Genomic DNA, 23,909 nt, shown 5'->3' on the forward strand with positions numbered 1-23,909 from the left:
CTCGTCGGGCTCATAACCCGAAGGTCGTAGGTTCAAATCCTGCTCCCGCAACCACATAAGAAACCAGAAAAGTCTTGCTTAGCAAGCTTACCGTACAGACGCGGGATGGAGCAGTCTGGTAGCTCGTCGGGCTCATAACCCGAAGGTCGTAGGTTCAAATCCTGCTCCCGCAACCACATAAGAAACCCAGCATTCGCTGGGTTTTTTTATTTCTACTGTTGACTGACTTTTGTCTACATTACAAACAGTAAATTAACGACTACACTACGACGGTGTATGATTATGATCTGAACACGCCAATTAAATAATTGCATATAAGGTAGTTTGGCCGCGTTATGATTTCCCGCTTTTTTACTTTTGACGAGCACGCTACCTTACTTGAAGGTGCGTATCACTTTCCCTTGGTTGTCTTATCACTCTTAGTTGCCATGTTTGCATCGTTTATGGCGTTTAACGTTGCTGAACAAGCGGCTATTACAAAAGACAATCTACGTCGGAATATTCTTTTAGGGACTGGAAGTGTCGCGCTAGGCGGCGGGATCTGGTCTATGCATTTTTTAGGTATGACAGCCTTTGAATTGTGCACACCTGTAAGTTACAGCGCTACGCTAACGGGGTTGTCGGCATTACCGGGCGTAGCCGCCGCGTGGGTAGCGCTTTACCTTTTAACTAAGTCGCGTATTAGCGCAGGTGAGATTTTACTAGGCGGTGTACTGGTTGGTTCAGGTATTGGGACAATGCATTACAGCGGCATGGCAGCAATGGAAATGGCGCCATTGTTGCGATATGACCTTCCTATGTTTGCCTTGTCTATCGTGGTGGCAGTGCTACTCGCTATGCTCGCACTTTGGATAAAATTCGGTATTAAAAAAGCAACAAGGTCGAATAACTTCCTTGGAAAGCACTTAGTATTGGCAAGTGTGGTTATGGGGGGCGCAATATCAGGTATGCACTATACCGGCATGGCTGCCGCTCGATTTGTTTTACCGCCAGGTATGGAAACATCTACCCAATCATCGGGTATTGCAGTGTTTCTTGCTGTCTCTATCGCCCTTGTTACCCTTACATTAATCACGATGGTATTAGGTATAAGTCTCCTGTTCAAATACCGCGATGTAATGGTCAGAGCCATTGAAAGCGAGCGGGTTCAAAGAGCAATAACGGATACAGCGGTCGATGCTATCCTCACTGTCGATGACAAGGGTATCATTAAAACAGCAAACCCAGCGGTTGAAGATATTTATGGTTTCACACCCGATGAATTAGTTGGACAGCATGCTTCAGTCGTTATTCCCCATGAAAAACGCTATCTATATGGTGACGATTTTTTCAGTCAACGCGTTGTGCCTACAGAACAAGTTATCGGTACCGGGCGAGAAGCAGAAATATTAAGGAAAAATGGTGAGAAGATACCTGTCCGCGTTGGAGTGGGGGCCACCAAATTAGATGGGAAAACAGTCTTCGTCTCTTTTGTTTCCGATTTGCGTAAAAGAAAAGAAATGGAAAATGCGCTTCGAGAAAGTGAAGCTAAATTTAGAAGTCTAATTTCCAATATTCCCGGTGTGGCTTACCGTTGTCTTGTTAATCCAGATTGGCCGATGGTTTTTATTAGTGATGCAGTAATAGAACTTACAGGCTATCCTCCCGAAGATTTTGTTTTGCCCAGTCCTAAACGTTCGTTTTCAGAGCTTTACCACCCCGATGATGTGGAAATGTTTTCAAATATTGATAGCGACGCTGGCGGGTTTTCATTTGAATACCGCATTATTGCAAAGTCTGGCGACGTGAAATGGGTAACAGAACATGGCGTCCACGTTAAAGACGATGATGGAAACGTACTATATATGGATGGCTTCATCTCGGATATAACGCATAGGCGCGTTATGGAAGAAGAGCTTAAAGCTGCAAAAGAAAAAGCAGAGTTAGCGGCAGCAACTCGCACCGCATTTCTTGCAAATATGAGTCACGAGATCCGCACGCCAATGAATGCCATTATTGGCTTTAGTGATCTCATGCTTGGTGAAGAATTATTAGACGAGCAAAAATCTCACCTTACCACCATAAATCGCTCAGCGCGGTCCCTTCTTCATCTACTAAACGACATTTTAGATAGCGCTAAATTAGACAAAGGGAAGCTCGAATTGGATTATCGGGATTTTCTTATTCGTGAAGAGCTCGATTTGGTCGTATCAACATTCTGGTTAGAAGCCAAACGGAAAAAAGTTGAATTAATCCTTCATGTGGATGAACACGTCGCTGCATGCTATCGAGGTGTGCCCGAGCGTATTCGACAAGTCCTCAATAACTTGATTGGAAATGCGGTCAAATTTACCCATCAAGGCAAAGTGGTCATTAATGTAAAAAGTGATGAAGATTTTGTTTGTTTTGATGTGGTAGATACCGGTATTGGTATGACTAAAGAGCAACTTGACAGGGTTTTTGACCCCTTTTCACAAGCCGACGCGTCGATGAGCAGGAAATACGGTGGCACAGGATTAGGAACGACAATTTCTAAACAGCTCGTGGAGTTAATGGGTGGTACTATTTGCGCAAAAAGCGAAGAAAACAAAGGGTCCACATTTTCCTTTAAGCTTCCGCTTGAAGCTACAGAATTTTCTGAAAATAGTGTGCCTGCAGGTAGTGAAAAAACAACGTATCTTGACGTTATCTTGAAGGTATTGGTCGTTGACGACGTTTTGCAAAATATAGAGTTGCTCACGCTGTTGCTTACACGCTCTGGTCATATGGTAGAAACTGCATCAAATGGCGTAGAAGCATTGGAAAAAATGCGCGAGCAAGCCTTTGATATCGTTTTGATGGATTTACAAATGCCGGAAATGGATGGTTTAGAGGCAGCAAAACAACGAAGGCTATTTGAAAAAGAACAGGGACTACCAGCTACCCCAATCATTGCTTTGACGGCCAGCGTACTCGTTCAAGATAAACACGCGGCCCAGCAAGCGGGCATGGAAGGCTTCGCGAATAAGCCTGTAGATTTTTCTTCATTAATGGATGAGATGGCACGAGTGCTGAACGTAAAAAGCCGCAAAACCTCAGTGCACAGTGAAGAGCCGTCACAAGGAAATTCTGTGTCTACTCTCGTGGCTGAAAAAAACATCATAGACATAAACAAAGCGATTGAGTTATGGGGCAGTGAAGAAGTGGTTCTTCGAGAATTAGACAAATTTACGTCTTCGTGTCGTGACCAAATAAACGAATTGATGAATACAGCCATAAGAGAAGATTACGCTAATGTAACGACACAGGCACACCGATTAAAAGGTACATCAGGTAACTTGGGTTTAACAACATTCTTTAAAATAGCAAGCGAGATTGAGTCTCAAGCCCTCAAATCGACGGTGAATATAGATGACATTACCGCTTTAAGAGAGGCGTTAGATAAAATTGAATTAATGTTGAGCGAGTCCCCACTTTATGCCGAAGATGTTATAAATGAAATCATCGACAACGAACTCATCCTCGAACACCTCAAGACGTTGCTGACAAGCGTTGAACAAAACATGGTCAACGAAGAGGAGTTGGTCGTTTTGCGTGAGGCCGCGCAAACAACGTATAACGATGAGGTTAGCCAAATACTCCTTGATATTGATGATTTTGAGTTTGAACTAGCGCAAAAGGGTATCAGAGCGCTCATCGAAAAGTTAAAGTAGTTTAGAGATACGGCATGTTAGACATTGAAATTGCACAACCAACATTACTTCTTGTTGACGACGAGCCCGTTAACCTTCGCGTTTTAAAGCGGCTTCTCGAGTCAGAATGTCAGCTGATATTCGCAAAAAATGGTGAAGAGGCGATTAAGCTCGCAGAGACTAGGCTACCTAATTTAATTCTCCTCGATGTGATGATGCCAGGGTTAACGGGTTTTGAAGTATGCCGTCATCTAAAGCAGCAAAACAAAACCAAGCATATTCCTATTATTTTTGTTACTGCTTTAAATGATGAGCATGATGAAGCCGAGGGCTTTGATGCTGGTGCAGTTGACTATATCACTAAGCCGATATCTCCAGCTATTGTAAGAGCACGGGTGAAAACACACCTTAGCCTTGTGCAAGCAGATGAGTTGCTTAACAGTCGTCTTCAGGTTGTGCAACGATTGGGTAAAGCGGCGGAGTATAAAGATAACGAAACCGGTATGCACGTCATGCGCATGAGTCATTTTGCTAAAGAGTTGGCACTCGCCTACGGGCTGACAGCACAGCAGGCAGAAATATTACTACATGCAGCCCCTATGCATGATATAGGAAAAATAGGCATTGCCGACAGTATCATGCTCAAGCCAGGTAAATTGACCGACGAAGAATTTGCGACCATGAAGCATCACCCTGAGATAGGGGCCGAAATTATTGGTGATTGTGGTGACTCTGTTTTGTTAAATGTCGCTAAGTCTGTATCGTTAACTCACCATGAAAAGTGGGATGGCACTGGCTATCCTAAAGGGTTAACAGGTGAGGATATTCCTATTGAAGGGCGTATTTGTGCCATTGCTGATGTGTTTGACGCACTGACCAGTAAGCGGCCGTATAAAGAAGCATGGAGTATCGAGGCAACTGTAGATTTTCTGAAGAGTCAAAAAGGTAAGCATTTTGAACCTAGATTGGTAGACCTAATGATAGAGATATTGCCCAAAATCTTGGAGATAAGAGCAACCTTCAAAGACGAAGAGTAAGTATTGGCTGTTGCTTAATGTGTCACCTGTACGTATAATACATCCATCGAGTGATGAAAGCGGGCTCCCTCAGAGTTCAGAAATGAGTGTTCAGGAAAGTAACGCCTTCATCCATAGCAAGCTATCACCTAACGGTGGTTTTACCCATAGGTTTGCAACTGCCCTCGCTGGCAGGTATGGGTTCAGAATTTTAATAAAAGCCCCGCTAGTCCGGGGCTTTTTGTTGTATTAAAACCTGGAGTCAGCCTCGCTGAGCCGGGTGATGACAGGTGGGCTTTAGGCCCTTTTTTCGTTTTTGGAGGTTTGCATTGGCAAAACTTGAAGAGAAACTAACCGAAATGTTAGAGCCAGGTGTGGAAGCGCTGGGTTTCGAGCTGGTTGGTATCGAGTTTGTTCGAGCGGGGAAACATTCGATTCTTCGTGTTTTTATTGATCATGAAAACGGTATTACCGTAGATGATTGTGCAGATGTAAGTCATCAGGTTAGCGCAATTTTGGATGTAGAAGATCCAATAAGTACTGAATATAACTTGGAAGTGTCATCACCAGGTATGGACAGACCGCTTTTCAAAGAAAAGCACTACATTGAGTCTGTGGGTGAAGTAGTTCAAGTTCGTTTGTCTATGCCGATGGGAGACAGACGTAATTTTAAAGGCAAAGTACTTGCTTGCGAAGACGGCATGATAAGTATTGAAGTGGACGGCCAGCAGTTCCAGTTAGCTGTGGCGAATATCGAAAAAGGTAACGTTGTTCCCACGTTCGATTAACGGAACAGCTCTGCTTTCATCGAAGAAGGCAAAAGTGAGGCGAAAATGAATAAAGAAATTTTGTTAGTGGCGGAAGCCGTTTCAAATGAAAAACAAGTGCCTAGAGAGAAAATTTTTGAAGCGCTAGAGTTTGCAATTGCCAGCGCAACGAAAAAGAAAAACGAAGGCGAAATTGAAGTTCGTGTAAGCATCGACAGATCGACAGGTGACTTTGACACATTCCGTCGCTGGTTAGTAATTCCAGATGATCAAGAACAGGAAAATCCATTTGCCGAAATTACGATTTCTGCGGCGCAAATCGACGAACCTGAGATACAACTTGGCGATTATGTAGAAGAACAGATTGAATCTATAAAATTCGACCGCATAACTACGCAAACCGCTAAGCAAGTTATTGTTCAAAAAGTACGTGAAGCTGAGCGTCAGCAGATGATTGCTGAGTATGAAGACAAAGTCGGTGAGCTGGTAACAGGTACGGTTAAGAAAGTTAACCGCGATAACATTATCATTGATTTAGGTAACAATGCTGAAGGTGTTATTTATCGCGATGATATGCTTCCTCGCGAAACCTTCCGTCCGGGTGACCGCGTACGCGGCCTGCTATACGTAATTCGTCCAGAAGCGCGCGGTGCACAGTTATTTATCAGTCGTACGCATCCAGATATGCTAGTTGAACTATTCCGCTTAGAAGTGCCAGAAATAGCGGAAGAAACACTAGAAATTAAATCTGCAGCTCGCGATCCTGGTTCTCGTGCAAAAATTGCCGTTAAAACTAACGACAAACGTTTAGATCCAGTGGGTGCGTGTGTGGGTATGCGTGGTTCACGTGTACAAGCCGTGTCGGGTGAACTTGGCGGTGAGCGTGTTGATATCGTGCTTTGGGATGAAAATCCAGCGCAATTCGTTATCAATGCAATGGCACCAGCTGAGGTAGCGTCTATTGTTGTGGACGAAGACAGCAACACGATGGACGTCGCCGTTGAAGCAGACAACTTAGCGCAAGCAATTGGCCGTAGTGGTCAAAACGTGCGCCTAGCTAGCCAACTGACTGGCTGGGAGCTTAACGTGATGACGGTTGACGATCTCAACAAGAAACACGAAGAAGAAAACGCGAAGGTACTTAATCTATTTACTGCTGGTTTGGACATCGATGAAGAGTTTGCGTCTGTCCTAGTAGATGAAGGCTTTACAACACTAGAAGAAGTGGCATATGTGCCGGCAAGTGAACTTCTAGCGGTTGAAGGGTTAGATGAAGAAATGGTTGAAGAGCTGCGCAACAGAGCGCGTGCTTTCTTAACCACGCGTGCACTAGCAAACGAAGAATCGCTTGAAGGTGCAGAACCTACCGAAGCCTTATTAAATCTTGAAGGTATGAGTAAACACGTGGCTTATGTGTTGGCCAGCCGCGGTGTTACTGACCTAGAAGAATTAGCAGAACAAGGTACCGATGATATCAGTGATATCGATGAACTAGACGATGAGAAAGCCGGTGCATTAATCATGGCGGCTCGTAATATCGTATGGTTCAGTGAAGAAGAGTAAGGTCAACAGGGGGAAAATTACGTAATGGCAGATGTATCTATTGAAAAGCTCGCCAGCGACATTGGTACGACCGTTGACCGATTGGTTGGCCAGTTTAAAGACGCGGGTATCTCTAAGAGTGCCGGCGATCAGGTAAACGAAGACGAGAAACAAAAACTATTGGATCATTTAAGTAAGCAACACGGCAGCGCAGCTGAACCAACGCGCATGACACTTAAGCGTAAGACAACAAGCACACTAAGTGTTGGTAAGTCTAAAGAAGTGAAAGTAGAAGTACGCAAAAAGCGCACTTACGTTAAGCGTAGCGACATTGAAGAACAGCAGCGCCAAGCGGAAGAAGAGGCGAAGCGTCTTGAAGAAGAAGCACGTCTGAAGCGTGAAGCAGAAGAGAAAGCTGCGGCGGAAGCGAAAAAAGCAGCTGAAGAAAAAGCGCGTAAAGCACAAGAAGCGAAAAAAGCGGCTGAGGAAGAGCGCGCTCGTCGTGCTGAGCAAGCGAAAAAAGAAGCAGAGGCACGTAAGAAAGACGAGCCTGAATTAAGCGAAGCTGAGAAAGCAGAAGCGGAAGCGGCTCGCCAAGAAGAAGAACGTTTACGCAAAGCGCAAGAAGAAGAAGCGCAGAAGAAGCTTGAGGAAGACGCAAAGAAAGCGGCTGAAGAAGCGCGTAAACTAGCGGAAGAAAACGAGCGTCGCTGGAAAGAAGAAGAAGAGCGTCGTAAGAAAGCAGAAGCAGAAGAAGTTCACTTGCACTCTAATCGTTATGCGCAAGAAGCAGAAGACGAAGAAGATATGCAGGTTGAGCGTTCATCTCGTCGTCGTCGTAAGTCGAAGAAAAACGCCGGTGAACATCTTAAGCAAGGCTTTAACAAGCCAGCAGCACCTGTCGAGCGTGTTGTTAAGCTTGGCGCAACCATCACCGTAGGCGAATTGGCAAGTAAGCTTGCTATTAAGTCTAACGAAGTTATCAAAACGATGATGAAGATGGGCGAAATGGCAACCATTAACCAAGTACTAGACCAAGATACTGCGGTACTAGTTATTGAAGAAATGGGCCATAAATACGAGCTTGTAAACGACAATGCGTTAGAAGACGAGTTGTTAGCAGAGGGCATGGATGGCATCAAAAGTAGTCGTGCACCTGTTGTAACTATTATGGGTCACGTTGACCATGGTAAAACATCATTACTTGACTACATTCGCCGCGCGAAGGTAGCAGATGGTGAAGCGGGTGGTATTACTCAGCACATCGGTGCCTATAAAGTAGAAACGGACAACGGTGAAATCACGTTCCTTGATACACCTGGACACGCTGCATTTACAGCGATGCGTGCTCGTGGTGCTACGGCAACAGATATCGTTATCTTGGTTGTTGCTGCTGATGACGGTGTAATGCCGCAAACGAAAGAAGCGGTACAGCACGCTCGTGCTGCTGGCGTACCTCTTATCGTTGCAGTGAACAAAATGGATAAAGAAACAGCCGATCCAGATCGCGTCAAAACTGAGCTATCTCAACTTGAAGTTATCTCAGAAGAGTGGGGCGGTGAGCACCAGTTCTGTAACGTATCGGCTAAAACCGGTATGGGCATTGATGGCCTCTTAGAAGCTATCGTTCTGCAAGCAGAGCTGCTTGATTTGCAAGCGGTCGCTGAAGGCCCTGGCCGAGGTATTGTTATCGAGTCTCGCCTTGACAAAGGTCGTGGTCCGGTAGCTTCAGTATTGGTTCAGGAAGGTCAATTACGTCCTGGCGATATCCTGCTGTGTGGTGAAGAGTACGGACGCGTTCGTGCTATGCGCGACGAAAATGGTCAAGACATGAAAGTTGCAGGCCCGTCTACACCAGTAGAAGTACTTGGCTTGTCAGGTGTCCCTGTCGCAGGTGAAGATGCCGCTGTTGTTAAAGATGAGCGTAAAGCTCGTGAAGTTGCCGCCAAGCGCCATCAGAAGAAGCGTGAGCTTAAACTCGCTCGTCAGCAAAAAGCGAAACTTGAAAACATGTTTGCAAACATGGAGTCAGGTGATGTGAGCGAACTTAACATCGTGCTTAAAGCCGATGTACAGGGCTCTGTTGAAGCGATTTCTGAATCACTTGTTAAGCTTTCTACTGCTGAAGTTAAAGTGAACATTGTAGGTAGCGGTGTAGGTGGTATTACTGAAACTGACGCAACCCTTGCGGCTGCATCAGGTGCTATCGTACTTGGCTTTAACGTTCGTGCCGATGCAACAGCACGTCGCGTATTAGAAGCAGAAGAAATCGATTTACGTTACTACAGCGTTATCTACAACCTAATTGATGAAGTTAAAGCGGCCATGAGTGGTATGCTTGCACCAGAATTCAAGCAGGAAATCATTGGTCTTGCAGAAGTACGTGATGTGTTCAAGTCACCGAAACTTGGTGCAATTGCCGGCTGTATGGTTACCGAAGGTAACGTTAAGCGTAGTAACCCAATCCGTGTACTTCGTGACAACGTAGTAATTTACGAAGGTGAGCTTGAGTCACTGCGTCGCTTTAAAGACGATGTTCAAGACGTTCGTAGCGGTATGGAATGTGGTATTGGCGTTAAAAACTACAATGACGTGAAAGTAGGTGACCAAATTGAGGTCTTCGAAATCATTGAGGTTAAACGCGAAATTTAATTGCCTTAGTTAATTCGGCATGTGAAAGACGGGGGCCGAGTGCTCCCGTTTTTGTCTGTATCTAAAAAGCAGGCCTGATGCATGTCTGAAAGTTAAATAAGGAAAGGAGAGTACAAATGGCCCGTGAATTTTCACGTACCGACAGAGTCGCTCAGCAAGTTCATAAAGAAGTGGCGAGCATTCTGCAAAATGAATATAAGCACCGTGTTGGAGACATGCCATTAATAACTGTCTCTGATGTTGACGTGTCGCGCGACTTAGCGCACGCAAAAATCTTTGTGACGATTTACAATAGCACTGAAGAAGAAGGCAAGTTGCAAATTAAGCAGCTTGTTGAATACAAGAAATTTATTCGCAGTATCCTAGCTAAACGTCTTCGCATGCGTTCAGTACCCGACCTTCATTTTTTCGAAGACAGGTCAATTATTGAAGGTATGCGCATTTCTAATCTTGTGTCACAGACCATTGCAAAAGATGAGTCAAAGCGCGAGCAAGACGATTCACAAGAGCAGGAGTAGATGGCAAGACGTCGTAAAGGCCGTGATATCAACGGCATTGTATTGCTTGATAAACCACTGGGCGGCTCTTCAAACCAGCTTCTACAGAAAGTAAGATGGTTGTATAAGGCTTCTAAGGCTGGGCATACGGGGGCTCTCGATCCCCTTGCTAGCGGAATGTTACCGCTGTGTTTAGGCGAGGCCACTAAGTTTTCTCAGTTTCTTCTGGATGCCGAAAAAACCTACGAGGTAACGGCTCAATTGGGCGTGCGCACAACCACGTCTGATGCAGACGGTGAAGTGGTTGAAGAAAAACCTGTTGAAGTGAATGAAGAACAAGTGCGTGATGCGTGCTTGGCATTTCTTGGTAAGAGCAAACAAATCCCGTCCATGTTTTCAGCGCTTAAACATCAAGGTAAACCCCTTTATCACTATGCCCGTCAAGGTATAGACATCGAGCGTGAGCCCCGAGATATTGAAGTGTATGAACTTGACGTGCTGCGAATTGAACTACCTTATGTCGATATGCGCATTAAGTGCAGTAAAGGTACCTATATTCGTTCTATCGTTGACGACTTAGGGCAGAACCTAGGCTGTGGCGCTTATGTGACCCGCTTACATCGTACGGAAGTCGCAGACTATCCTACGGATAAAATGGTATCGCTGGATAAGTTGATTGAAATTCAGGAATCGCTGGAAGAAGATGATTTTAAAGCGTTGGATGACTTATTGATTCCTATGGATACTGCTGTAAGTCGCTTGCCAATCGTGATTATCAACGACGCTGAAAGAAACCGCTTTGACAATGGACAATCGGTTAAAGGGAAGTGCAGCGAAGCACTTCGTGAAGGGATATCCTACCGGGTCTATCACGGGGTTGATACCAAAGGTATCTTTCTCGGCGTAGGGGAAGGAGTCCTTGACCCAAAAGATCAAGGCATACCTAAACAAGAAGTGTTTGTTAACCCAAAACGTCGAGTTGTTTACAGCTAACGTTACTGTCTGTGCAACCATTGCCATATTCTGGTAAAGCCCAGCTATCAAGCTGGGCTTTTTTATGGTTAGATATAAATCGTTTAGATTAGATGAGAGGTTGCCTCTACGCCTCACATCGCGTTGTTACCTCGTTAATGTTTTTCAAATAGGATTGCAGTTTAATGAAAAAAAGGATATTCACTTGGCTCTGCTCGGTATGCATCGCATTTATGCTAGGCTTTTGGCTAAATGCTTCACTAACAGCCACGGCAGATAGTATTGAAACTCACTCAGATAATGTAAGTGGAGTTGAAAACAAGACTGTTCATAAAGAATTATTTGATACCGACTTCACAAATCCTGAGCATATTTCTGTAAAAACAAGTGAGCCTGTTAAGGTTGATATTGATTTATGGTTGCGTGAGAAAACAAGGCTCAGTTTAAAAGAAACAGGGGCTTTCATTACGCTTATTAGTGAGATGGATGAAGCTTCCGTTATAAAAGCGTTATCTGACTGGGATGTTTCAGCTATATCAATCGAAAATGCGGTCTTACTTTTCTCAATGGTAACTCGCCTAGTCGAGCTTAATCCCAACCGGGCTATTGATTTTGCAAATAATTTAGTGGGAAACCCTGAGTTCAAAATGCAAATAAAGGTGTCGGTCATTGCAAACTGGGCAAATCAAGCTCCGGCCGAAGCCCTAGATTGGTTTATCAATCAAAATGCTGATGCCCAGACGCCATCGCTCCAAAATAGCATTTTTGCCATGTTAATATTTCAAGAGATGGCCAAAAAAGACGTGTTTAATGCTATTAACTCTATTTCTTTACTTAAATCAGACAACGAAAGACGGCTTGCATTTAATGGTGTCTTTAGCGCATTAGAAACGTCGAGTGAGTTTATTAATATTTTGCCGGTAGTTGAGGATCAAAATGATAAACAAATTGAACGCAGTCACCTTCAGCAATGGACTCGAAACGACGTAGAAGGCGTAAAAACCTGGGTTGCTTCACTGGAAGATAATGACGAAACGCGAGAAATCAAAAAGGAAATATTCAATAATTATTTTCACGTAGCTCCTGTAGAAGCAGCTTCTTGGTATGTTGCACAGAGTGTAGAAGAGAACTATAAAACAGATGTTGAGTATGCCGCTGATCTTATCGCTAATATAGAGCCACAAGAGGCGCTAGAGTGGGTGCAACGACAAACAGGTATTGATACACAGCGTGCCATTATGAACGTGTTATATAGTAGCGCGCGCAATCATCCAGAGTTCGTCGAAAATAAGCTTTCTTTAGTACATGACCAAAAATCTCAGATAGAAATAGCACTCTTTGTTTACCGCAGCTATAAAGAAAAAAGCAGTGAGCGTGCCGAACGCTTTTTAGACGGACTTACTTATAAAACTGAGATAAAGAAAAAGCTCGGCCCGCTGTACCGAGGATTAAATAGCACCAACTAATGAAAATACGCTTTAGAGTCCTTGCTAACTGAGCAAACGTCATTATAATACGGCGCTCATTCCGCTTTGCTGAATTAGTGATCGGCGAAGCATTAATATTAGGAGAATGATATGTCACTAACTAAAGAAGAAACCGCAAAAATTATTGCTGAGTACGGCGTTAAAGAAGGCGACACTGGTTCACCAGAAGTTCAAGTTGCTTTGCTAACTCACAACATCAACAAGCTTCAAGGTCACTTTGCTGATCACAAGAAAGATCACCATTCACGTCGTGGTCTTCTACGCATGGTTAGCCAGCGTCGTAAGCTTCTAGACTACCTTAAAGGCAAGAACGCTGAGCGTTACCTTGACCTTATCAAGCGTCTAGGTCTACGTCGATAAGACTAGGTTTCAAAGAAAAGCGCCCATTGGGCGCTTTTTTTGTATCTTAAGACGCTGCCGAAACCTATTCCGGCAGATCTTTCGCCACCTTCGAAGAGTCTTTTACCGCATTGTTGAGCGTTTTGAGTTCTCTTTCCGTTAAATTACGCCATTGACCCGGTCTCAGTGTGCCAAGTTCAAGGTGCATGATGCGGGTACGCTTTAATTTAGTCACCTCATACCCGAGAAATTCGCACATTCTGCGTATTTGGCGGTTAAGGCCTTGGGTAAGAATAATCGTAAACTGAGCCTTACCAGTAGGTTTTACAATACAGGGCTTTGTCACTGTACCTAATATAGGCACGCCACGGGCCATGCGTTTCACAAAGCGTTCGCTTATAGGTTGATTAACCGTAACTTCGTATTCTTTGTCGTGAGCGTTTTCGGCACGTAGAATCTTATTCACAATATCGCCATCGCTTGTCAGTATTATTAAGCCTTCAGATGGCTTATCAAGCCTACCAACAGGGAATATCCGGTCTTTGTGGCCAATGGCGTCTATGATATTTCCTTTAACATGGCGTTCGGTGGTACAAGTTATACCTATGGGTTTGTTGTAAACGATGTAGACCCGATCAGATTTGTCTTTTGCCACCACCCCAACAATCTTGCCATCAACTTTTACGATGTCATTTGGGCCTATCTTTGTACCTAACTCTGGGGGATGATTGTTTACACTAACGCGGTTCTGCTCAATGAGTTTGTCAGCTTCACGACGTGAACAGAGGCCTGTGTCGCTGATATATTTATTTAAACGTTTTAGCGCTTGGTCACTCATTGCGCGGTGTTTCCTGTAGATGTTTGAAAGAGGTCGATGTTATCACGCCTCAGTCTAATTTTTAAAAAACGAAAGGGGCGGTAAGCCCCTTTCATATTTTCTTTCACTTTTATGCGTGCTTCGGTTTGTACAAAGGCGTTAAAAGCGGTTGTATCTGCAGTGGTAGGTACATTGCAATCCTATTCGTCTGTTCCGGTTGATGGTGCAGAACCACCCCCACTTGATGCACCGCCACTAGACACTACCTTTGTCGCTATTTCTCGGATTTCATTTTCCATGCTAGTGATTCTACCTGAAAGGGTGGTGTTGCGTTGCTCAAGCACAGAAAGCTTATCACTTAGGTTGCGCACGCTTTGCTGAGCACTTTGCTTATCACTTGCTGCCTGTTCTAGTTGAACATTTACAGACAGTAATTCGTCGGCGAGAGAAGCTAATTGATTTTTAATGGAACCAATTGCGGCCGACTGAGATTTAACGTCTTCAGACACAGCGCTAATGTCTTTATTTACGGCCGTTTGCACATTACCCACACGGTCGCCTAAATCGGCAATTTCTTTTTGATTGCGACGCCAAGCTGAAGCCCAAAGCTTGTCCATCTGTTCCCACAGCTCGTTAGTTTTATTACTAAGCTCGGTAACCTTAACCTGCAGCGCAACGGTAGACTCACCAATTTCCTCTCCCGTCGCAGAAAGCTTGTTTTCAAGCTGCATAATGCGCTTTTCCGCCTGGTCAGCTACAGTTTTTTGCTGCTCCAACAAAGTATACAAGTAATAGCATCCACCGCACGCAGCTAGTGCAATAATTGCAACCAAAGTAACCCAAATACCATTCCCGCCACCATTGCTCGAAGGTGGTTGAGATGAGGGCGAGGAGCGAGGCGTAGACGATGACTTTGTTGGTGCCGCCTGTCTTTTAGTCTGGTAATCTCGACGGTCTTCCTCATCAAGCCTGATGGTAGGAAACTCGTCGTTTTTTGAATTGTTTGCCATAGTCAGTTATATGTCTCTTTATGAAGTACTTTCGAATTAAGGCATGATCGCTAACCCAGATAACACGAAAGCCCTTATTATATTTGCGCACGACACTATGTTATCGCTAAATTGATAGAAATTCCATGGCTTATGGAGCGCGTATTTTCCACGTAAGCCATGGTGATTTTTATTTTCTTTTATAAGCTAGGTGTTGTTGCGTCTACCCAGCTTTTTTAGTTTTTGTCGCCTATCCACTCGACACGATATAGATCACGTCGTCTATCCAAATAATTTCGGACAGAACCTTCGTTTTGAAGTTTGGTTAGCTTGTCTAAATCTAAGTCAACAATAAGCGTCATTTCCGTATTTGGTGTCGTTTCCGACACAATAGCATCATGGGGAAAAGCGAAATCACTCGGTGAAAATACCGCAGTTTGCCCATACTGGATGTCGACATTGTCCACCTTTGGCAGGTTACCAACACTTCCTGCAATAGCGACATAGCACTCATTTTCGATCGCTCGTGCCTGGGCACATCGGCGCACCCGCAGATATCCGTTTTTGGTATCTGTCCAAAATGGCACAAAGAGTATCTGCATTTCCTGCTCAGATAAAATACGCGCAAGCTCAGGAAATTCAACGTCATAACAGATTAATACGCCAATTTTGCCAAAATCTGTGTCGAAAGTCTTAAGGCTGTTGCCGCCCTTCATGATCCAATCTTTTTTCTCATGAGGAGTGGGGTGCAGCTTATATTGGCTTTCAATAGTGCCATCACGCTTGCAGATGTAGCTCACATTATAAAGCTCTTCTTCCTCAACCACAGGCATTGAACCTGCGATAATAGTGATATTGTAAGACACTGCTAAATGAGAGACGGCGGTTAAAATTTCGTTGGTGTAAGTAGCTAAGTGCCAGATGGCATCTATTGAAGACTCTGATGGGCTAAGGCCCATTAAAGGCGCATTAAAAAACTCGGGGAAGAGGGCAACATCGCATGAATAGTCCGATAGTGCATCAACAAAATATTCTACTTGCTGCAACAGCTCTTCAACGTTGTTGAAATATCGCATTTGCCATTGAATACAGCCTATACGTGCGCTCGATTTTCTACTTGCAATAAGAGATGGGGTGCCTGGCTCGTAGTAGATGTTGTGCCATTGAAGCAATGTTGCATATCCCTTCGAGGCTTCATCTTCAGGTAGGTAAGCCGACATCACCTGCTTTACCTCAAAACCGTTAGAGAGTTGGAAAGTAAGAATGGGATCGTAAATGTCTTTCAGTTTAACCTGCTCAATGTACTCATAAGGCGACAGTTCATGAGCATAGTTTTTGTAATTTGGAATACGCCCGCCTGCCATAATCGATTTCAAATTTAGGTTTCGACATAACTCTTTACGCGCCTCATAAAGTCGTCTTCCTAATCTCAATCCACGATATTCAGGACAAACGATGACTTCTACACCATACAGAACGTCGCCGTTAGGATCGTGTGTGGTTAAGTATGCATCGCCAGTTATTTCATCGTAGCTGTGTTTGTCGCCAAATTGGTCGTAGTCCACGATTACTGAAATCGCAAAAGCGACTACTTTGCCCTTGTCCTCAATACAAATCTGACCGTCAGGAAAGGTGGTTACCTGGGCTTTGTAATTAGAATAAGGCCATGCGCCTCCAACATTGGCGTACACTTTATCCATCAATGCTTTTACATCGTCGTAATCGTCTAGTCTCAAGTGTCTCAGATCTAGGTGGTGTTCAGTTTCTTCTATTTGTGTTTGGTCTTGACTCATGGGTTACTCATTTTACTGAAAATTTCTTGCGAAACTAAGGCTGTCTATTTCGATAAGTGATAGTGCGCTTAGATATGTCACTTTTCATCTTAATTTATCTTATTTAAGTGAAAGTGAAATGTTAATTATTTAAGTATAGCTAATGAAATGTAAGCAAGAAGCGTGCGACCTTGAAACGCTACCTTCTTCGATTAATATTTTTTCGATTATCGATTAAAAAATTGCGGCGCTAACGGGTAATTGATTATTGCTATAAGATGAACCTCAGCGTATAACGTCGCCTCCCCTCGGTCGCCTTTTGCTGACACTGCCAAATAAAGTAACTGGGATGATTTTCTAGGTAATGACAATTAGATGAACAGAGAACAACTCACTTCGTACCAACCGCTTCATATTTTTGACGAATTAATTTTTGAGAACATCGTTGATGACCTTGTCTCTAAAGGTTTTTCTATTCAAGAGAATGGTTTACCTGAATTCATAACTGACGCGCTTTTAACCCGTCAGCGTTGGCTCGCGGATGGCGAATATAAAACAGCAGGCATAGGCCGGGCGTTTAATTATCAGAAAGCGGAAGAGGTTAGGGGTGATGAGATTTGTTGGATAACAGGTTCGACACCAGAAGGAGCGCTTTGGCTTGATTGGTGCTCCGCGATGCAACAGTATATCAATCGTTCACTGTTTATGGGGCTATTTTCCTTCGAGAGTCATTTTGCTTGCTACGAACCCGGTAAATTTTACAAACGCCATGTAGATGCGTTCAAGGGGCAAGGCAATCGCGTTTTGTCACTGGTCGCGTATTTAAATGACGATTGGAAAAGTGAAGATGGGGGAGAGCTGGTGTTGTATGCTGACAGCGAAGATCTTACTGGCATACGTGTATTACCTAAAAAAGGGACCTTCGTTGTTTTTCTAAGCGAAGATTTTCCCCATGAGGTATTACCCGCAACGCGAACACGTCATTCTGTTGCCGGCTGGTTTAGAGTAAATGGCAGCGTAAATGATAATTTAGACCCACCTCGATAAGGATAGGTCAGCGCTCGTTAAGCGCACTTGGTATCAAAAGTCATAGACTTATGTATAATGACTTTTCGCTATATTACCCTACATAAAGCGCGTAGAAGTTTCACAGGTTGGTATATTTTAGATCCTGCCTTTGCCTGCTTGATTTTTTTAGTGAGTGCTACAATGATGTGTCAGAAGATTATGAGCACCTTTCATAGGTAATGTAGTGTAGTTCGCAATAGAGTTACCCAAAAGATCTATTGCGCCGCTTAGGGAAAAGACGTTAGAAGTGATCGCTTAATGCTGGAAAAAATACCTGCCCCCACGCCACGAGAAGAACTACATGTACTGGTTATTGATAACCAGGGGCTTGTTCATGATGTTATTGCATCCGCATTACATGAAATTGGAATTAAAAATGTAAGTAGTGCGTTCAACGCGTTTCATGCAAAGCGACTGTGTGAATCGCGCCAGTATGATTTTGTTTTGCTGGCATTTAATGTTAGTCACGATAAAGATGGCTTTCATCTTTTCGAAGAACTAAAACACTTGAACTACATCAACGATACAACAACGGTTGTGTTTCTCAGTGCAGAAACGTCTTCAGAGCTTGTCAATTGTATTGTTGAACTCCAGCCAGATGACTTTTGGGTCAAACCTTTACAGCGAAGTAAGATCGAAACGCGACTAGAGTATTTAATTCAAGTTCGTCTTAAACTGCATAAAATGTTGCATTGCATGCAAATGGGCGACTACTCGACAGCCATGTATTACGCTGAGCGACAGTTGAAAGACTCATCGCTTTCAGAATATCACACCCGAATAAAACGCTTAATTGGTGACTGTCTTTTACAGCTTCGCGATTATGGGACCGCCGAAGACTATTTTAGAGGTTTGTTACAAACCATGGATCATGCCTGGGTCCACATAGGTCTAACACGATCTCTGTTGCGACAAGATGAATTAGAAGAAGCCCAGCTTCTTGTAGATGATTTACTTTTGCGCCCAGACACTCGCTTCTTAACCTTTGATTTGCTAGCGCAGTATTTTATCGAGAAAGAGCAGTTTGACATTGCGTATGAACAGATGAAAGAAGCAAGTAGGCTTGCGCCTCGGAATATAGAACGAAATAAGCGACTGTGGGATCTAGCTCGACTCAATCACGATAAAGCGGGGCAACTCTCAGCGGTACAGAATATGGCTAAGTTTGCCAAAAACTCTATTCATGACTCTCCGCAACTTACACTAAACGTGATTCGTTCCACTATAGATCTGGCAACCAGCTTAGGAAGTGCTGATACAGAAAAGTATCTACAAAAAGCGGAAGCAGAGCTCGAAGAACTTAAAAATCAAAAAGGCATGCAAAATCAGCTTGGTGAGCAAATTGATGTGGTTAAAGCAAGGGTACTCTGCCTAAGAGATGATAAAAGAAGCGCCGAGAAGTTAATGAAAGACCGCTCTGCTTCTACGGATGGCCTGTCTATGGAAGATAGTCTGGATAAAATGAAAGCGTTTCATGAACTCGGTATGCGTGAACACTGCATCACTATTTTAGATAAGCTTAGAAAGCAGATTGAAGGTGATACGTTTACGTCGCAAGTGGTAAATGAATATTTAAATCAAGAGTCAATCGAAAGAACTGAAATTCAGTTTACAACGAAAGAGCTTAAGCAGATGGCAACGGTGAACTATAAAGAAAACCGCTTAATTCCTGCCTATAACAACCTGCGACAAGCGTTAACGCTATCGCCTAAAGACAAGCAAATCGCGTTAAGCTTGCTTAAAGTGATAGCGCAGATTCATTTAGATGACACCTTAACCGATGAACAAATGAAAACCGCCCAGCGAGCAGCCAAACTATTACAAGTTAGTGGTCTCTCTACAACACAAGCAGAAAAACGCGATCAGTACGTTAAGCTGATTGGCATTGAAGTCGACGACACCAAAGCATCTGATTTAGTGGGCATGGTCGTCTCTAAAGCGTAAAACACGATGCCCTATCTCAAATTCGAAAATCACACGCTATTAAAAAAGCTGCCAATTAAGGCAGCTTTTTAGCAACATATTCCGCTAAAAATGGCTAATAGCGGTGATAGTTAGTGATTATTGCTTCTGCGCTTTAAGGCTACTCTGACGACGGCGAAAGCCTATCATTGCGGCTAGCAATGCAAGAATTCCTCCCATAGCGCCGCCTGAGCTGTCATCGTTGACCACTTCTTCCTCAACAACGTCTGCCTGAAGGTCAAAGGTAGCTATAAAAGGGTCGTGATCTGAGCTTCTGAATGGACCTACATCAGTGAACGCGTAACCGTCTTCATCCGCATAATAACGAAGTGCTTGATCGTACTGTAGTTGATATGCTTCAACAGAGTTGATGTTCCAGTGTGTACCGTCAATTGCATCTGCAAGCATAGCTTCACTTGCTAGTACGTGGTCCAAACTACCTACTTGTTCAGTACCGTAGAACCAATATGAGAAGCCGTCTGCATCAAATTCTTCAGCTAGATTGTGATAGCCGAAGCCAGACTCAACTTCTACTGAAGCGCCTTCATCCATACCTGTGTTAACCGCGGTGGTAATGGTGTATCCACGAGATTCAGGTGTGTAATCGGTTAGCACTGCAACAGGGTCTTCAGCGCTATACGCGTTAAAGTCGCCTAAGATAACCTTGCGCTCTGGCAGGCTCTCATCACTTAATACGTTGCCTAGTGTAATAGCTGCCGATACGCGAAGTGCGTTACAGCTGCCTTGGATCATAGTTATTTCAGACGGAGCTTCTACTGCGTCTTCAGCGCATTGACCACCTTTTGACTTAAAGTGATTTACGGCAACAAGGAATGATTTGCCGCTTTCTGCATGAGTAAAAGATTGAAGAAGGCTTGGGCGCATACGTGCCAGGCTATCTTCATCAACCTGCTGCTCTGGCATAGCCACAACCATCGCGTCACCTTCTGGCGCTACTACAGCAGCTTTGTACAACAAGCCAACGGTTATCGCATCCGTACCGATTTCACTGCCATCACTGGTAGCGATGAATGAGTATTGTTCGGTTTCACCAAGTTCAGCGTTGATGGCATCAACAAGAGATTGAATGGCGCTATCTTCACCGAAGCCATCGTTTTCGATTTCCATTAAGCCGACAACGTCTGCGTTTAGATTTACGATAGCTTCAACAATACGACCTTGCTGCAATTCAAACGCCACTGCATCACTAGCGCCACGGTTTTGGTCATAATCAAACGTTACATCGCCGTTTTCGTCTACTTCGCCATTAAAGTAGTTGAGTACGTTAAAGGTGGCAATGGATAGATTACCTTCTGAAACAACAGGGTTAGCTTCACGGGTTGAGGTTACCTCAATAATGTCGCTAGGATTAATTCTGTAAGTGCCAAAGCTATAGTTTAGTGGACCCGCTGCAGAAACCGAATCACCAATACGAATGGCGTTAGCGTAGCTGAACGCAGGGAAGTAATTCAGTGCATCCGGGTACTGCGAGCTACTGTTATCTTCGATGGTAAGAAGACTGGTCTCGCCAGCTTCTTCTGCCGCTGTATAAGCGTCTGACAGGGGGGCCGCCACGTCGCTCGGTTGACGTTTAATTGCGTCGCTAACAACAATTTCACCGTATCGCCAAAGGTTGTTTGTGCTTGTTACTGTTGCATCAGTCACACTAACAACCATACCTTCAACAGTTTCAAGGTCAATCTCATACGGCATAGAAAGTTCTACCGCAGCTACAGCACCTACTGCACCACAATCAAGTGCGGCTACATCGCTGTCCATAGCAAGTGTTGTCATGCCGTAGTTTTCTTCTATCTCTCCGTACAGGCGAACTAGATTACCGGTTTCAACATCAACCGAACCTTCAACAAATAGGCCTTCAGACGTTGCATCGTCAGCGTCGTAATCTGATACTTCCTCTTGTACGAAGAAACCGCCAGCGCGCGTGCCTGTGACTATAGCTTCTATAATAACGCTATTGCCAACTTCAGCAGAGCTGCTCTCACTGCCTTGAATACCACTGATAAGTGTTGCGTCTGCACCACAAATACCAAGCTCAATAGCTGGCTCTTCTGGTACCACAACAACGTCACCACCACCTTCAGTGGTAAATGTGCCCGCTGGGAACGGGGTTGCAGCGTCGGTGTTAGTGGTTGAGCCGTCTAGGGCGTCAACACCACTGTAAGTCCAATTAGCTACTTCGAAGCTGCCGCCATTTGCGATTTGACCTGATGTACGGTACGCCCAGCCATCTAGGTATTCCCAGGCAGTGCCACTGCCGTCGGTGTTGATATCACCAAACGTGTCAATAACGCTGCCATCTTTGAATAGCTCTACAGCATCATCACCATTTATGGCCATTGATGAGCTGTCATAATCGGGTGCAGAGCCGAAAAAAGCAGTGAACCCTTCTACCTCTGAAGCGATATAGATGTAGCTTCCAGCACTTGCAGATGCGCCGGCTGGAAAAGTGAATTCTTCTCCATCAGTGCCATCACCATTATTGGCTGAGCCGATACCATAAACAGATAGATCGGTGATATCGTTTACAACAAAAAGTTCAACGGCTTTTGGAACGCCGCCACTGAGCGGTCCATCGATAACGCCACTGATAACTAAATCGCTAGCGTTAACCGAGGTGGTAGAAAGTGCAGATAAGATCCCTGCAGATAATAAAGTTAATGATGCTCTCACGGCATTTTCCCTTTGTAGTTTTCGTTATTTTTAAATCGCTTAGCGTTGCTCGTACCGCTTTTGAAGAAGACGCACGAAACCATTTGCGATGTGCAATTTTATATTGCGGTACTACATTACGGGCATTCCTAATGGGTAGGAATGACTCAACCTTATTCAAGCTGTTTTTAAAAATATCATTATAAAACAATGGTGTAATGGTTACAGGTAAGTTTACTTATGGTTATATTTCTTATCAAACGACGAAAATAAACGACAAATAAGCCTACATTTACTTTTTAAAGTGAAAAGCGCCTCAAAAAAAGCGCTAGTTGTTTTTCAACATACTTTCAAATAGCGCATGGTCTTCAACTACCTGTTCTGCATAAAGATTAGCTATTTTTATGAGTAAATCTTTAATCTGACCAAAGGTATTTGCTGCATGAGATGCAAAGCGTGTGCTTCGTCTATCGCCACGACAGTGTGCTAATGCAAGTGTATAGCCGCAAAGGTCGGCAAAATAGGTGAAGCCACCCTCTACCGCTTTGGTTCCCATGACAATATCATGGGGATCTACACCTACTTTGGCGTGGTGCCTTGAGCGCGTTAAGTAATGCGCGTTGTTAAACATGACTTCATCTAGTACCAAGTCTGGTTTTCTCTGCATTCTTCTTTGGCAGCGAGCAGTTAGGTGAGCCGCATTGAGACGATTTACAGGATTTATCGAAGGAAAGTAATGCAAGGGAGCAGCCTCGCGTTGCTGCTTGACTTCTACGATATGGCAATGTGCAAAACTTGTCGGATTGTGAGGTTTTGAAGGCCCGACTAAAAAGTAATAGCGGCTCATATCAACAGACCCTGTTCCTGCATTATGTCGTTTCACAATATCGACTACAGCATCATCCATGTAGGGGGCGAAGACGTTAAGAAGTGTTGAATATGTGTGCTCGTTCAACGAAGAAAATTTTTCTTCATCTGTTCTGAATGCCAGACCATCATCGACTAAATGTACGGCTTTGGCTAGCGCACTTTTTGTGAGGAAATCCTCGCCTCCTGCGCTTCGCGCCTTTGCTTTTTTATAAAGTTTCGTCAATTTACTTGGTACTGCATTAGGGCAATAGTCTACCGCTTCATTCAATACCGCTGCGTTTTCAACAACGCGCTCACATGTTTCAACGTAACTGGCGATAAATGCCAGTTGCGCATCACTGACTTGTTTAAAACTAACAACAGGCTTAGTTGGGTTAATATCGTCACTCGAATACCTGCCGTCAACAACACCGTCGCAGTGCACTTTAGCAAGGTGCAACGAAGTAAGGAAGCGAAGTACATCCCACTCTGCACGACCCACGCACGCATCATCAAAATCATTGGGTGAGAAAATCACCGTATCACCGTGTGAACCTTCTTCGGTTAAGAATCCAAAATTCGAAGTATGACAATCTCCCATAACACTGGTGAGCGGCACTGCTTCACATTCTTTTGGAATACTGATTATTCCGCCTTTTATATCGGCGTAAAAAAGTTGCGCACTTCCTCGATAAAAAACAAAAGGACTTGTCGCCATTTTTTGATGTTTTGAATGGCGAGGAGACGGTTTTTGCCCGTCAACCCGCGTAATGGTGTTAATTAAGTGTTGAAGTCTATGGTCAGACATTTATTCCTCGATATATTTTGAACGAGTCTTTAAATTCAGTATTAAGCCCATA

General features: G+C 44.1%; 16 protein-coding genes and 1 tRNA gene. 12 read left to right on the top strand and 5 right to left on the bottom strand.

Annotation, left to right across the window (positions count from 1 at the left end; genetic code table 11):
• Positions 1-99: 99 nt before the first annotated feature.
• The 10 genes from JC525_RS14845 (at position 100) to rpsO (ending at position 12,943) form a co-directional block, all read left to right on the top strand.
• Positions 100-176 (top strand) — tRNA-Met (locus tag JC525_RS14845).
• Between the two features lie 159 nt (positions 177-335).
• Positions 336-3,671 (top strand): MHYT domain-containing protein, encoded by a 3,336-nt coding sequence (locus JC525_RS14850; protein WP_198816516.1) that lies wholly within the window; start codon positions 336-338, stop codon positions 3,669-3,671.
• A 14-nt stretch (positions 3,672-3,685) separates the two neighbouring features.
• Positions 3,686-4,687: a response regulator gene (locus JC525_RS14855; RefSeq protein ID WP_198816517.1), complete on the top strand. Its 1,002-nt coding sequence runs from the start codon at positions 3,686-3,688 to the stop codon at positions 4,685-4,687.
• 308 nt (positions 4,688-4,995) lie between these two features.
• On the top strand, positions 4,996-5,454 hold the full coding sequence (gene rimP / locus JC525_RS14860) for a ribosome maturation factor RimP (RefSeq protein ID WP_198816518.1): 459 nt from the start codon (positions 4,996-4,998) through the stop codon (positions 5,452-5,454).
• A gap of 45 nt (positions 5,455-5,499) precedes the next feature.
• Positions 5,500-6,996 (top strand): transcription termination factor NusA, encoded by a 1,497-nt coding sequence (nusA, locus tag JC525_RS14865; RefSeq protein ID WP_198816519.1) that lies wholly within the window; start codon positions 5,500-5,502, stop codon positions 6,994-6,996.
• Positions 6,997-7,020: 24 nt separating this feature from the next.
• Positions 7,021-9,627, top strand: a complete 2,607-nt coding sequence (gene infB / locus JC525_RS14870) for a translation initiation factor IF-2 (RefSeq protein ID WP_198816520.1) — start codon at positions 7,021-7,023, stop codon at positions 9,625-9,627.
• A gap of 116 nt (positions 9,628-9,743) precedes the next feature.
• Entirely contained in the window at positions 9,744-10,145 is a 402-nt protein-coding gene (gene rbfA / locus JC525_RS14875) for a 30S ribosome-binding factor RbfA (RefSeq protein WP_198816521.1), read from the top strand.
• A complete protein-coding gene (gene truB / locus JC525_RS14880) occupies positions 10,146-11,117 on the top strand; it encodes a tRNA pseudouridine(55) synthase TruB (protein ID WP_198816522.1) in 972 nt (323 codons plus the stop codon). It abuts the gene before it with no gap.
• A 164-nt stretch (positions 11,118-11,281) separates the two neighbouring features.
• Positions 11,282-12,562: a hypothetical protein gene (locus JC525_RS14885; RefSeq protein ID WP_198816523.1), complete on the top strand. Its 1,281-nt coding sequence runs from the start codon at positions 11,282-11,284 to the stop codon at positions 12,560-12,562.
• Positions 12,563-12,673: 111 nt separating this feature from the next.
• Entirely contained in the window at positions 12,674-12,943 is a 270-nt protein-coding gene (gene rpsO, locus JC525_RS14890; protein ID WP_025255019.1) for a 30S ribosomal protein S15, read from the top strand.
• Positions 12,944-13,007: 64 nt separating this feature from the next.
• Here the strand turns inward: rpsO and rluF are convergent, their stop codons facing one another.
• The 3 genes from rluF to JC525_RS14905 all read right to left on the bottom strand — a co-directional run bounded on the left by rluF (position 13,008) and on the right by JC525_RS14905 (position 16,521).
• Entirely contained in the window at positions 13,008-13,760 is a 753-nt protein-coding gene (gene rluF / locus JC525_RS14895; RefSeq protein WP_198816524.1) for a 23S rRNA pseudouridine(2604) synthase RluF, read from the bottom strand.
• 179 nt (positions 13,761-13,939) lie between these two features.
• Positions 13,940-14,749, bottom strand: coding sequence for a hypothetical protein (locus JC525_RS14900; RefSeq protein WP_198816525.1), 810 nt, complete (start codon positions 14,747-14,749; stop codon positions 13,940-13,942).
• A gap of 215 nt (positions 14,750-14,964) precedes the next feature.
• A complete protein-coding gene (locus JC525_RS14905; RefSeq protein ID WP_198816526.1) occupies positions 14,965-16,521 on the bottom strand; it encodes a GNAT family N-acetyltransferase in 1,557 nt (518 codons plus the stop codon).
• Positions 16,522-16,875: 354 nt separating this feature from the next.
• Here JC525_RS14905 and JC525_RS14910 point away from each other — a divergent pair, with 354 nt between their 5' ends.
• Entirely contained in the window at positions 16,876-17,547 is a 672-nt protein-coding gene (locus tag JC525_RS14910) for a 2OG-Fe(II) oxygenase (RefSeq protein WP_198816527.1), read from the top strand.
• 279 nt (positions 17,548-17,826) lie between these two features.
• Positions 17,827-19,512 (top strand): response regulator, encoded by a 1,686-nt coding sequence (locus JC525_RS14915; protein WP_198816528.1) that lies wholly within the window; start codon positions 17,827-17,829, stop codon positions 19,510-19,512.
• Positions 19,513-19,629: 117 nt separating this feature from the next.
• Here the strand turns inward: JC525_RS14915 and JC525_RS14920 are convergent, their stop codons facing one another.
• Together JC525_RS14920 and JC525_RS14925 are read right to left on the bottom strand one after the other, a co-directional pair.
• A complete protein-coding gene (locus JC525_RS14920; RefSeq protein ID WP_198816529.1) occupies positions 19,630-22,221 on the bottom strand; it encodes an ExeM/NucH family extracellular endonuclease in 2,592 nt (863 codons plus the stop codon).
• Between the two features lie 307 nt (positions 22,222-22,528).
• Positions 22,529-23,857, bottom strand: coding sequence for a DUF2252 family protein (locus tag JC525_RS14925; RefSeq protein ID WP_198816530.1), 1,329 nt, complete (start codon positions 23,855-23,857; stop codon positions 22,529-22,531).
• Positions 23,858-23,909: the final 52 nt, after the last annotated feature.

Origin of the sequence: Alteromonas sp. IB21 (genome assembly GCF_016405965.1) — a bacterium.
Taxonomy (GTDB): Bacteria; Pseudomonadota; Gammaproteobacteria; order Enterobacterales; family Alteromonadaceae; genus Alteromonas.